The sequence below is a fragment of the Geminicoccus sp. genome (assembly GCF_036263595.1).
Classification (GTDB): domain Bacteria; phylum Pseudomonadota; class Alphaproteobacteria; order Geminicoccales; family Geminicoccaceae; genus Geminicoccus.
Genome location: NZ_DATAGQ010000035.1, coordinates 26,434 through 37,879, shown reverse-complemented (window position 1 = coordinate 37,879; position 11,446 = coordinate 26,434). Strand labels below are relative to the sequence as shown.

The 11,446-nt window shown below is 64.8% G+C and carries 12 protein-coding genes; 6 read left to right on the top strand and 6 right to left on the bottom strand.

Features of this window, described 5'->3' with window-relative positions:
• Positions 1-657: 657 nt before the first annotated feature.
• Positions 658-1,029, bottom strand: a complete 372-nt coding sequence (locus VHL31_RS02765; RefSeq protein WP_329659672.1) for a PaaI family thioesterase — start codon at positions 1,027-1,029, stop codon at positions 658-660.
• 167 nt (positions 1,030-1,196) lie between these two features.
• On the opposite strand from VHL31_RS02765, the gene VHL31_RS02760 reads away from it, so the two are divergent.
• From VHL31_RS02760 to VHL31_RS02750, 3 genes are all read left to right on the top strand, one after another.
• On the top strand, positions 1,197-1,991 hold the full coding sequence (locus VHL31_RS02760; protein ID WP_329659671.1) for an enoyl-CoA hydratase: 795 nt from the start codon (positions 1,197-1,199) through the stop codon (positions 1,989-1,991).
• A gap of 69 nt (positions 1,992-2,060) precedes the next feature.
• Entirely contained in the window at positions 2,061-2,582 is a 522-nt protein-coding gene (locus tag VHL31_RS02755; protein WP_329659670.1) for a CoA-binding protein, read from the top strand.
• A 308-nt stretch (positions 2,583-2,890) separates the two neighbouring features.
• Positions 2,891-3,322, top strand: a complete 432-nt coding sequence (locus VHL31_RS02750; protein WP_329659669.1) for a hypothetical protein — start codon at positions 2,891-2,893, stop codon at positions 3,320-3,322.
• A 40-nt stretch (positions 3,323-3,362) separates the two neighbouring features.
• On the opposite strand, the gene VHL31_RS02745 is transcribed toward VHL31_RS02750, so the two are convergent.
• A complete protein-coding gene (locus tag VHL31_RS02745; RefSeq protein ID WP_329659676.1) occupies positions 3,363-4,634 on the bottom strand; it encodes a hypothetical protein in 1,272 nt (423 codons plus the stop codon).
• Here VHL31_RS02745 and VHL31_RS02740 point away from each other — a divergent pair.
• Entirely contained in the window at positions 4,542-5,792 is a 1,251-nt protein-coding gene (locus VHL31_RS02740; RefSeq protein ID WP_329659675.1) for an O-acetylhomoserine aminocarboxypropyltransferase, read from the top strand. The two genes, VHL31_RS02745 and VHL31_RS02740, sit on opposite strands and share 93 nt — an antisense overlap.
• Before the next feature lie 32 nt (positions 5,793-5,824).
• On the opposite strand, the gene VHL31_RS02735 is transcribed toward VHL31_RS02740, so the two are convergent.
• Entirely contained in the window at positions 5,825-6,655 is an 831-nt protein-coding gene (locus tag VHL31_RS02735; protein WP_329659674.1) for a DMT family transporter, read from the bottom strand.
• A gap of 32 nt (positions 6,656-6,687) precedes the next feature.
• Positions 6,688-7,695 carry an adenosine kinase gene (locus VHL31_RS02730; RefSeq protein ID WP_329659668.1) on the bottom strand — a complete coding sequence of 336 codons (1,008 nt, stop codon included), beginning with the start codon at positions 7,693-7,695 and terminating at the stop codon, positions 6,688-6,690.
• 315 nt (positions 7,696-8,010) lie between these two features.
• Between VHL31_RS02730 and VHL31_RS02725 the strand changes: the two genes are divergently transcribed.
• Both VHL31_RS02725 and VHL31_RS02720 read left to right on the top strand, forming a co-directional pair.
• Positions 8,011-8,553: a polymer-forming cytoskeletal protein gene (locus VHL31_RS02725; RefSeq protein WP_329659667.1), complete on the top strand. Its 543-nt coding sequence runs from the start codon at positions 8,011-8,013 to the stop codon at positions 8,551-8,553.
• Positions 8,554-8,576: 23 nt separating this feature from the next.
• Positions 8,577-9,011, top strand: coding sequence for a hypothetical protein (locus VHL31_RS02720; protein ID WP_329659666.1), 435 nt, complete (start codon positions 8,577-8,579; stop codon positions 9,009-9,011).
• Between the two features lie 52 nt (positions 9,012-9,063).
• Here VHL31_RS02720 and hydA read toward each other — a convergent pair whose 3' ends face one another.
• Both hydA and VHL31_RS02710 read right to left on the bottom strand, forming a co-directional pair.
• The gene (gene hydA / locus VHL31_RS02715; protein ID WP_329659665.1) at positions 9,064-10,524 is read right to left on the bottom strand and encodes a dihydropyrimidinase; all 1,461 of its coding nucleotides are present in this window, start codon (positions 10,522-10,524) and stop codon (positions 9,064-9,066) included.
• 94 nt (positions 10,525-10,618) lie between these two features.
• Positions 10,619-11,356 (bottom strand): SHOCT domain-containing protein, encoded by a 738-nt coding sequence (locus VHL31_RS02710; RefSeq protein ID WP_329659664.1) that lies wholly within the window; start codon positions 11,354-11,356, stop codon positions 10,619-10,621.
• Positions 11,357-11,446: the final 90 nt, after the last annotated feature.

Genomic DNA, 11,446 nt, shown 5'->3' with positions numbered 1-11,446 from the left:
TGGCGGGTCGGCTGCTCCGGGGTGGAACGCCTTTGGTGGGCGGATGACGGCTTGCGCCCACGACCAGCAGCCTTGGAGTTGCCGGCGGTCGCCGGGATGCTGGCGTCTGCATCCGGCAGAAGCGGGCGAACAGGGCCGCGTCGTTCGGGGTCTCCGGCCAGCCGGGATAGGAAGCTGGTCGGTCTTGTTCCACGCCAGCTCGCCGGCACCACGGGACTTGCACGCGAGACGCTTAGCATCGTTTTTCTCGCAGGCACTTCTGCGAGAAGAACCCGTCATCGGCTGCGTCCAGCACAACGTCGTCAGTGCCCTTGATGCCCTTCAGCAACGTGTTGCGGCGGGCTCCTGGCGTCTGCAAGATCTGACTTGGCGAGAACGACGCCAGGAGGGCACCCCCCGCCATCAGGGATGCGTGAGAAAGACAAAGGCACGGCGTTGGTCATCCCGTCTTCTGCTGACACGGGACAATGTCACCAGCTCCCCAACCATTCTCAAGAAGAACTGCCGTTTGCCAACAACTCTTGGACAAGCTGGACCCGCTGTACGCTCCGCTGATCAGCTCGTGGGTCAATGGGTTGAGACCGATACCATCTGGGCAGGAAGAGCACCGGCGCCAAGTGCCGGCCGCCAGCGGGTCGCCAGGGTTGCACGGTGCCGTCAGGACCGCCCGGGTAACGCATAGGTCCCAACTGCGTGGGCCACGGGCTCCACTTGCCCGTCGGACCGCAGCGTGGCCTCGGCAATTGCCAGCGTACGTCCGAGCCGGATGACCCGAGCTTCGGCCAGGACGTCGGCGTGGCGTGGTTTCGCCAGGAAATGGAAGGTCAGGTCGGTCGTGACGCAAAGCGGCTCCCGCCCGACCCGCGCAAGGATGGCACCCCAAAGCGCGATGTCCGACAGCGTCATCATCGCGGGTCCGGATACCGAGCCGCCCGGGCGAAGGGCGACGTCCTGCCAGGGCAGCCTGACAACCACTGCTTCAGCGTCGAACCGATCGACTGCCAGACCGAGAATCGGCACCAGTGGCACGGCGGTTTCAGCCAGCGCTGCGAATCCTGCAGCATCCAGGGGTGGGAGAGGCTTGTTCGACACTATATCAGGGGCTCACGGTCATGCGTCCGCCCGTCTGTCGCCCAGACGTCGGCGCTCCCGCAAGCCGTTCATTGCCGCAGCAGCTTTCCCAGGGGGCAGCCTCGATGTCGGCCAGTGCCATGCAGAACGAGCCCGTGATCCTCAGGGACGACCAGGACGGCGTCACGTACCTGACCCTGAACCGGCCTAAGGCGTTCAACGCCCTATCCAGGGCGGTGCTCACTGAGATGGAGCGCCTGCTCGACGAGATCTCGCTGGATCGTTCAACGCGGGTGGTCGTGCTGAGCGGCCACGGTGCCGCCTTCTCCGCTGGCCACGACATGAAGGAGATGGCTGCTGACCGGACCGAGACGGCTTTGACCGAACTGTTCACCCACTGCTCCCGGGTGATGGTGAAGCTCACCCGCCTACCCCAGCCGGTGATCGCGCGCATCGATGGAATCGCGGCCGCGGCAGGATGCCAACTGGTCGCCGCCTGCGACATGGCGGTGGCATCCGATCGCAGTCGTTTTGCGACCTCCGGGATCAAGTACGGCCTGTTCTGCGCTACGCCGGCCGTGGCACTGCGCCGGGTCATGCCGCAAAAGGCGGCACTCGAGATGCTGTTCACGGGCGACTTTATCGATGCGGACGAGGCGCTGCGCCTGGGCTTGGTGAATCGCGTCGTACCATCGGCAGATCTCGACCATGTCGTCACTGATCTTGCCGCCCGGATCCTGGACAAGCCATACGACGTGGTCGCCCTGGGCAAGCGCGCCTTCTACGAGAGTGCGGGCATGAACCTGGAAGATTCCTACCGCCATGCGACCGAGGTCATCGTCCAGAACGCTCTCGGTGCCGATTTCGCCGAGGGCGTGGCCGCCTTTGCCGAGAAGCGCCGACCACACTGGCCGGCCTGAGATCGGCCGAGGCATCTGTCCTTCCAGCCCTTTTACCGGGCATTTCACCTGTAGTTCGAAGGAAGTCCGATGAGCATTGAAGGCGGCGACCTTCGCTATGACGATGGCATGCTCCGCATGGTCTTGAAGGACGTGAAGACGATCGCGATGGTCGGTGCCTCGATGAACGAGATGCGCCCGTCCTACTTCGCCATGCTCTACCTGCAGGGCAAAGGCTTCCGGGTCCTGCCGGTCAACCCGCGCTATGCTGGCCAGACGCTGCTGGGAGAGGTCGTTCACGCTGACCTTGCGTCCCTTCCGCTCGTACCGGACATGGTCGACATCTTTCGCAAGTCCGAGGACGTACCACCCATCGCGGATGAAGCGATCAGGATTGGTGCCAAGGTCCTGTGGATGCAATTGGGCGTACGTCACGACGAAGCCGCCGCCAAGGCAGAGGCCGCCGGTCTCAAGGTGGTAATGAACCGTTGCCCGAAGATCGAGTATGGGCGCCTGTTCGGCGAGATCGGCTGGCTTGGCGTGAACCGCGGCATGATCTCGTCGAAGAAGGGCCAAGCCATGCAGCTGTCGAAGTTCCGCGCTCGTCCCTGATGGTTCCCTGGCGACTGGCCGGGCTGGATATCGGCTTCAGCCAAACGGCACGCTCCTCTGGCGTTGCCATCCAGCGGGAAGAGGCCCTTCTCCTGGAACATCTCGACATAGCGTCCGCTCGTGCTCTGCTGCTCGACCATGGAAGATATGACTGCCTGGCCATCGATGGCCCCTGGCCTCCCCTTGATCTGGAACTGACGGCGCCTCGTTCGGTCGAGCGCCTGTTCTGCAGGGGCATCTTTGCAAGGCGATGCAAGCCAGGCATGTCTCACATCCCTGGAACCGGGCAGGCTTTCAGACGGGCAACCATGGCAGCAGCGACAGCCTTGGCCGCCCGTGCCGACCTGATCGTCGAGGCGTTTCCGAACGCGTTCCTGGCCGTCGGACTGCCGGACCGACTGCTTGCGGATCCGCCAGTTCTCCGCCGTGGGAGGAAATTTGACTGGCTCTACGACGCCTGGGTCAAATCCGGGCTCACGCAGCGCTTGCTGGCGGAACTGGACATCGGCCATCCGACCTTGGTCAGCAGGCTCTCAAGGACATCCAATCATGACGAGCGTGCCGCTCTGATCTGCCTGCTGACGGCCTTGTGCGTCGCCAGCGGTAGGTTCGTGAAGGTGGGAGATCCCAAAACCGGCTGGTTCTTCCTGCCACCGGAAGCATTGTGGGAGGACTGGGCCCGCAAGGGGCTGGACCAGGAAGCGCGGCGACTGCCGGTGATCCAGGTCAGCAGACGCTGAGCGTCCTGTCTGCGGCCAACGGACTGATCTACCCCTACTGCTACCCGGTGGGTATTGTCAGCAGCGGCTGCTGGCTACCGGGATCGGTCTGCGCGAGCGACACCAGCAGCATCAGAAAAGTAAAGGTCCGCTTGCTGGCATAATCGTGCTCGTCGATCCAAAACCAGCTGCCTCCATAATCCACTTCGACATAAGCCGAGCGTGGCCGATCCTCGTCAGCTTCAATCCGCAGCACCGGCAGCGCCGGGACATCCACCACCGTTTTCGGCGTGCGCCCCGATCCGACATGGGAAGCCGGGACCTTGATGCGGCCAGCCACCTCCAGCAGCACGTCCAGGAGCGGGCGGGTGATCATCCTGATCGTGCTGCCGTCACCCAGCCCGGAGCCATAGACCAGAGGGAACTCGTTCAACTCGGACCTTAAGCCCAGAAGCGACCGGATCTCCCTCACGCGAGGATCGGCGCCACGGCTCTCGTCGACCAGCACGAAACGCGGGCGACCAAGCCCGTCACGGTCGGTGCGAATGCCAATTACGCCGATGCTGCGCACCGAGCGGAAGCGGTCGATCACCATACTCCAACGCGGATCCGCCGGAATGGACTCGCCAGGTCGCGTGGATCCATTGGAAAGCCCGTTGATGGAACTGACGGTCAGGCCAAAGACCATGTCCGGGGGGAAACCGGTCAGTCCCAGCACGGCCAGAATTCCCGGCAGCAACGGCTGGAGCAGGCGCTCCGACAGGGCAGCCCCCGTGACGGGCTGCCAGGTAATGGTGGGCCTGTCGATGTACCGTCCTTCAGCGGAGAGCCTGAGATCCTCCCCCAGGTCCAGCCCGTTGGTAAAGCTGGTGCCCGTGCCGAGGACCCCTTCGATCTGGTAGCCCGCCACCACCTGACCCACGTCGAGGAAGGCGACGTGGTCCGCGTAACGGAGCCGGACGACAGCGCCCAGCACCTGCCGTTTGGCAGCATCGGCGATGGCGTCGGTATAGTCCCGATGGTCGCGGACGATCGTCGAAGGTCCAACCGATGCACAGCCGGCCACAAGGCCAGGCAACGCCGTCAAGAAGCTGCGTCGCACGAGTTTCATGGGTCGGCACCATGCCCCATCCCGGCAGAGCTTGAAACTTACCTGTTGATCATGCAGGCACCGCGGCATGCATGGCTCGGGAGAAAGCGGATGGCCGGAGAGACGGGTTACGGATTCGAGACGTTGGCGGTGCATGCGGGCGCAGCGCCCGATCCGACCACAGGCGCCCGGGCGGTGCCGATCTACCAGACGACCTCGTTCGTGTTTGACGACGTCGATCATGCGGCCGCGCTCTTCAACCTCCAGAAGTTCGGCAACATCTACTCGCGCCTGACCAACCCGACCGTCTCGGTGCTGGAAGAGCGGATGGCCGCACTCGAGGGAGGCACGGCCGCCTGCGCCACCGCGTCCGGCCATTCCGCGCAATTCCTGACCTTCCTGAACCTGCTGACCCCAGGCGACCATGTCGTCTCGTCGAATCGCCTCTACGGCGGGTCGATCGCCCAGATGAGCGGCACCTTCCCGCAGTTCGACTGGCACGTGAGCTTTGTCGACCCGCGCGAGCCGAGCAACTTCAAGCAGGCGATCACGCCCAGGACGAAGGCATTGTTCGTGGAAAGCGTGTCCAATCCGGACGGAATCGTCGCCGATCTGGAAGCGATCGCCACGATTGCGCACGAAGCCGGCGTCCCGCTGATCGTCGACAATACCCTGCCCAGCCCCTACTTCTGCAACCCGCTGAAATGGGGTGCGGACATCGTCGTGCACTCGCTGACCAAGTATCTGGGTGGCCAGGGCAACTCGGTTGGCGGCGGCATCGTCGAAGGCGGCCGGTTCGACTGGGCGCAGAACGACAAGTTCCCGCTCATGACCAAGCCCACGGCCGCGTACCATGGCCTGTCCTTCTACGAGACCTTCGGCACGTTCGCGATGACGGTGCGCAACAAGGCGATCGGGCTGCGCGACATGGGACCTGCCATGTCGCCCTTCAACGCCTTCCTGATCCTGAACGGCATCGAGACCTTGCCCTTGCGCATGCAGCGGCATGCCGAGAATGCCGACAAGGTCGCCGCCTTCCTGGAGACCCATCCGGCAGTAGCCTGGGTCTCCTATGCGCGACTGGAGCGGAATCGCACACCACTGCTCGACAAGTACTGCCCCAACGGCGTGGGCTCGGTCTTCACCTTCGGGGTGAAGGGCGGCTACGAGATGGGCGTGAAGGTCGTCGACGGATGCGAGCTCCTGAGCCACGTCGCCAATATCGGCGATACCCGCTCGCTGATCATTCACCCGGCTTCAACCACGCATCGCCAGCTTCCACCAGAGAAGCAGGTGGCGGCCGGCGCAGGCCCGGACGTCATTCGCCTGTCGATCGGCATCGAGACAGCTTCGGACATTATTGCCGATCTCGACCAGGCCCTGAAGAACGCTGCGAGGTAGCAAGCTGATCTCGGCCGACGGACTCTGTCGCCTCAGCGTCCGTCACGTGCCAGGAGCAAGCCACTGGCAAGGATCAGCATGGCGCCCGCGATCGTCCAGGTCCCAGGGCGCTCGCCTCCGACGAGATAGCCCAGGATCGCCGCGAACAGCACCCACGAATAGCCGAGCGGGCCGATCACCGAGATCGGCAGCGCCCGCCAGGCACGCACGTTCATCAGCTGGCCGAGGATGCCAAGAGGGCCGAGGGCCAGCGCGAACAGCATCTGGCCCGGTTCGATCGGCCGCCACATGAACCACGCGGGCAGCGCAAGCAGGACGAGGCCGAAGAGGTGGACGGTGAAGATCAGCGTCCATGCCTCATCCATTTCCACCAGCTTCTTGATGACCACGACCTCAAGGCCGAACAGCAATGCGCTGCCAAGGGCGATGGGAACACCTGACGACAGCTGCCACTCGGCGCGCCATGGCTCGGCCGCCAAGGTGGCACCGACCAAGCCCAACACCGCGGCTGCCCGGTGCGGCAGCCCGATCCGCTCGTGAAGCAGCAATCCTCCCAGTAGAACGGCCAGGACTCCTTCCAGCAGCCCGAGCGTGCTCGCTTGGGCCAGAGGAAGGCGGATCCCGGCTTCCAGGGCGCACATCAAGCCGCCATAGCCGCAGGACGCTCGGATGATGCTGAGTGCAGGCGCGCGCGTCACGAAGGGGAGATAGGTGCGCGTGGCCAACCGCCAGGCCAGGAGCACCGGCAGCGCGCCGATCAGGCGTAGCATGATGAGCTGGACGAGCGGAACTTGGCCGCCCGTCAGCTTGCCGGCTGCAAAGATGACGGTGAAAACGACAACCCCGGAAAGGGCCCAGCCGATCCCGCCGAGCCGCGTCCCGGTATACGGCTGGATCAGCGGCCGCTGCTCTCGATGAGGGTGCGCAGCGGCTTTTGGACCCGGGCGCCGTACTGCTCGATCACGGCCGAGGCGCAGGCGCTGCCCAGTCGGCCCGCGTCGGCGAGCGAATGGCCGTGGGTGTATCCGTAGAGGAAGCCGGCCACATAGAGATCACCGGCACCGGTCGTATCCAGGATACGTGCCGGGGCCACCGGCGGTATCGGATGCTCCTCTTGACCCGCGATCACGATCGACCCGGACGGGCCGCGCGTCAGCACGGCGAGCCCAACTTCGCGGCGGACAGCCTCCTTCGCCACCTCGAAATCATCAGTCTCGTAGAGGCTGGTGATCTCACTCTCGTTCGCGAACAGGATGTCGACCTGCTTGGTGACAAGTTCGCGGAACTCGCTGCGCCAGCGCCCGACGCAGAAGCTATCGGAAAGGGTCAGCGCCAGCTGGCCCCCATGGGCCTTGGCGATCGACGCAGCCTTCAGGCAGGCCGCCTTGGCACCATCACGATCCCAGAGATATCCTTCCAGGTAAGTGACCTTGGCACGGGCGACGAGAGCGTCGTCCACGTCGCCTTCGTCGAGCATTACGCAGGCGCCGAGATAGGTCTGCATGGTGCGCTGTGCATCAGGCGTGACGAAGATCAGCGAGCGCGCCGTAGCAGGCCCGTCGGCTGCAGGTGCATTGAGGAAGGTGACTCCGGTCGCCCGGATGTCGTGCGCGAAGATGGCGCCCAACTGGTCCTGCTTCACGCGGCCGACATAGCCTGCCCTGGCCCCCAGAGCCGCCAGGGCCGCCATGGTGTTAGCGCAAGAGCCGCCGGACTGTTCGATGGCTTGGCCCATGTGCTGGTAGAGGAACTCCGAGCGATCGGCTTCGATCAGGGTCATCGCTCCCTTGATCAGGTCGAGCTCAGCTAGCTGGGCATCGGTGGCGTCGGCCACGACGTCGACGATGGCGTTGCCGAGACCCACCACGTCGAGCTGTGCTGGCAGGTGGTCGACGGTTGGCATGGCAGGCTCCGGGTGGTGACGATCGGTCGAGGCGCCGCGGACCATAGCGATGCGGGCGTTGGTGGCAACGCGCAGTACGGAACTCTGTGTCGCAGGCGCAACGTGGTGTGCTTCAGTGGAGTTGATGCGCCAGCACACTTTTCGCCCATCTGGAGATGCCTCAAGCTGTAGGTCGTATGGCCCTAGGCAGACGCGCGGGGGTTTCAACCGACCAGGAGCGGATGCTAGAGCCAGAGCGAGATCGAACAGTTGATGTTCGGTGCTCCAACGTAGCTCGGACGTGTCCGACGAACTCTAAGATCCGACGGTGAAAGCATGTTCCGCAGGAAAGACAATGAGCCGCCCCGTCCCGAGCAGAACGAGCCGCTCGCTCGTGCGAACCTGGACACGAAGCCTCCGGTCATGCCTTCCGTGCCGAAAAGGGAGGAGCCGCCCGCTCCGTCGCTGGCAAGCGTGATGGCGCCGAAAGTGTCCGTCCCGGGAACGGACGACAACACCGGCAAGCGCCTGATCGTCGGTCAGGGCATCCGGCTCGCCGGCGAGATCACCGCTTGTGACCGTCTGGTGGTGGAGGGTTTCTGCGAAGTTACGCTCAACGAGACGCGCGCGCTCGAGATCGCGGGCTCCGGCCGCTTCATCGGCGGCTGCGAGGTCGAAGAGGCGGAAATCAGCGGGACCTACGAGGGCGAGCTGACGGTGCGCAAGCGCCTGCTGATCCGTTCGTCGGGGAAGGTCAGGGGCAACGTGCGCTATGGCGAGATCGAGATCGAGCGTGGTGGCATGCTCTCCGGGTCGGTCAGCATGATCGAGAGCCATGCCCAAGGCAGCCAGCCGAGTGAGAACCTCCCGCCTTCATGATGCGCTGGCGCACGGGACAAGGCTTGCTGATGGTGCTGGTTGGGATGGCCGCCCTTGGTGGCTGTGCCTCCAGCGATCCCTCGGTCGCGCAGGCCCAGCTCGTGCGCCAGGACCTTGTGTTCGCGGCCAGTCCAGTGGCGTCACCGGTTCTCCCATCGTCCAGCGATCTGGCTTTGGTGGGCATGGACGCGCAGCGTGTCGATGACCTGTTCGGCTCGCCCGAGATCGCGCTGCGGGCGGGCCAAGCGCAGTGGTGGCGTTATCCGCTGGGCGTCTGCGCGCTCGATATATTCATGCTGGAGTCCACCTCCACCGCCGACATGGTCGTGAGCCACGTCTCGGTCAGGCCCATGGCGGGCGCAAGCGGTGTCGGCTTGGAGGCCTGTCGCGAGCTCGACGTTCAACTTGGCCGCACCGATCAGCCAGTGCCGCGGCTACCGTCGGTGCAGATCCACTAATCGCCTTCGTGGCGAAGGAGCTGCGGCCGCAACTCCCTCTTGCCTTCGATGGTCAGGGTGTCTGCTGGGCACTGACCAGCCGGCGCACGCCCTGGGGCCGCAGGCGCTCGTTGATCTTGGCCTGCGCCTCGGTGGCAGCGCTGCCGGGCTTGCGCGCGATCATCCGCCCCGCACCCCGCTGCACGTCCAGTTGCCCGTTCCGCCAGACGACCTTCCCGCCGGACACGGTGATGGCAGGCAGCCCCTCGACCTTGATCCCTTCGAACACGTTGGTGTCCATCTTCGAATGATGGGTCTTGACCGAGATTGTACCGGTGGCCTTCGGGTCCCAGACAACAAGATCGGCGTCGGAGCCAGCCTGGATGACGCCTTTGCGTGGATAGAGACCGAAGATCTGGGCACAGTTGGCGGAGCTGGCTGCCACGAGTTCGTTGGGCGTCAGGCGCCCGGTATTGACGCCGAAATGCCATAGGCATTTCAGCCGCTCCTCCAGGCCTCCCGTCCCGTTGGGGATCTTGGTGAAATTGTCCAGGCCACCCTTCTTCTGGTCGATCGTGAATGCGCAGTGATCGGTCGCGACGACCTGCAAGGAACCCGCGAGCAGCCCGTCCCACAGGGACTTCTGGTGCTCCTTGGACCGGAATGGTGGGCTCATGACCCGGGAGGCCGCGAACTCCCAGTCGGTTGACCAGTAGACGCTCTCGTCGAGGACGAGGTGCTGGATCAGGGGCTCGCCGTAGACGCGCACGCCGGACGCACGTGCCCGCGCGATTGCCTCGTGCGCCTCACGGCAGGAGGTGTGTACGATGTAGAGCGGCGATCCCACCGTTTGGGCGATCATGATGGCACGGTTGGCCGCCTCTGCCTCCACATGCGGAGGCCGCGACAAGGCATGACCTTCCGGCCCGGTAATGCCCCGGTCAAGCAGTTGCTGCTGCAGGAGAAAGACTGCGTCGCCATTCTCCGCGTGCACCATCGGCAAGGCACCCAGATCGCGGCAGCGCGAGAAGCTGTGGAAGAGGATCTCGTCGTCGACCATCAAGGCGCCCTTGTACGCCATGAAGTGCTTGAAGCTGGTCACGCCGCGGTCGACCACCTCGGCCATCTGCTGCGCCGTCCGCTCCGTCCATTCCGTGATCGCGACGTGGAAGGAATAGTCGGCGCAGGCCTTCCCGGCCCAGGACTGCCAGTCGTCGAGGCCTGCGGTCAGGCTCCGTCCGGGCCCGGGGATGCAGAAGTCGATGATCATGGTGGTGCCGCCGGCCAGCGCCGAGGCCGTGCCCGAGAAGAAGTCCTCGATGGCTACCGTGCCCATGAACGGCATCTCGAGATGCGTGTGGGGATCGATACCGCCTGGGATCACATAGGCTCCGCCGGCGTCGATCACCTCGGTGCCCTGCGGGGCGTCCAGGTTCTCCCCCACGGCCTGGATGATGCCACCTTCTGTCAGTACGTCAGCCCGAAAGCTGCGATCGGCGTTCACCACCGTGCCGCCACGGATCAACAGCGCCATCGACGATCTCCCAGATAGCTGGATCAGCAAGCCAGGCCGGAATGATCGACCGGCCAGCGCCAACTGTCCACGGTCAGCGCCATGTCTGTCCCGGTCAGAGCCGCCCCAGCAGGTCCGCCTTCTTCGCTGAGAATTCCGCGTCGGTCAGGATGCCCTTGTCCCTAAGGACTGCCAGCCGCTCGATCGACGCGATGATATCCTCCCGTTCCGGCGCCTCACCGGAAGGCGACGCCGGCGTCGCCGGACGCTGGCCAACAGGCGGCACGCTTTCTGCCACCGGCGTCGGCCGGAAAACAGACCCGGATGACTGGATGGGTGCAGCCACCTGCACGGGCGATACGATCGCCAGATCCGAGACGCGAACCAGTCCGTGCTGACTGCTGAAGGTCAGCGAAGCGTCGCCGCTTTGCTGCTGCGAGAAGCCGCTGATCTGGTGCTCGGCCGTGTCGTACACGGTCACCCGCCCACCAATGTCGATCGCGAGCCGGCGTTTGTCGGGAAACGCCGCGTAACGCATGTTGTTCTGCGCACCGGTGGCCGCCGGCTGTCCGAGATCGTCAGGCCACCATCGCCCTGCCGCTGATCCGCCAGCGGGGATGAACATGCTGACTTCGGCACCACTACTACCCGATCCGGCCCCCTGGTATTGCTGCTGCGATGCTGCGGCCGGCTGCTGGAACACGGGCTGGCTGCGGATCTGCTGCGCCAGCTCGGCGCAGACGGCGTCCACGCGCTGCTTCAGGCCATGGTTGAACATGTCGCCGACCATGACCATGCCGCCCTGCGACCACTGCCCCATGCCGCCGAGTTCCGGATGGTTGAACTGCGCCATCGAGCCATGGCCAGCCACGAGGGCACGCAGCAGCACGATAACCGCCTCCGTCGACAGGCCATGGCGCTGCCCGACCTCGTCGACGATGCG

Excerpts from the sequence above, each read along its gene's own strand:
- VHL31_RS02750 (WP_329659669.1), top strand. The coding sequence starts at position 2,891 with ATGGCAGCAGCGACAGCCTTGGCCGCCCGTGCCGACCTGATCGTCGAG.
- VHL31_RS02710 (WP_329659664.1), bottom strand. The coding sequence starts at position 11,356 with ATGGCGCAGTTCAACCATCCGGAACTCGGCGGCATGGGGCAGTGGTCG.
- VHL31_RS02730 (WP_329659668.1), bottom strand. The coding sequence starts at position 7,695 with ATGCCAACCGTCGACCACCTGCCAGCACAGCTCGACGTGGTGGGTCTC.
- VHL31_RS02760 (WP_329659671.1), top strand. The coding sequence starts at position 1,197 with ATGTCGGCCAGTGCCATGCAGAACGAGCCCGTGATCCTCAGGGACGAC.
- VHL31_RS02745 (WP_329659676.1), bottom strand. The coding sequence starts at position 4,634 with ATGATCGACGTCGTCAAACACGAACGAGGTCGTCTGGTAGATCGGCAC.
- VHL31_RS02755 (WP_329659670.1), top strand. The coding sequence starts at position 2,061 with ATGAGCATTGAAGGCGGCGACCTTCGCTATGACGATGGCATGCTCCGC.
- hydA (WP_329659665.1), bottom strand. The coding sequence starts at position 10,524 with ATGGCGCTGTTGATCCGTGGCGGCACGGTGGTGAACGCCGATCGCAGC.
- VHL31_RS02725 (WP_329659667.1), top strand. The coding sequence starts at position 8,011 with ATGTTCCGCAGGAAAGACAATGAGCCGCCCCGTCCCGAGCAGAACGAG.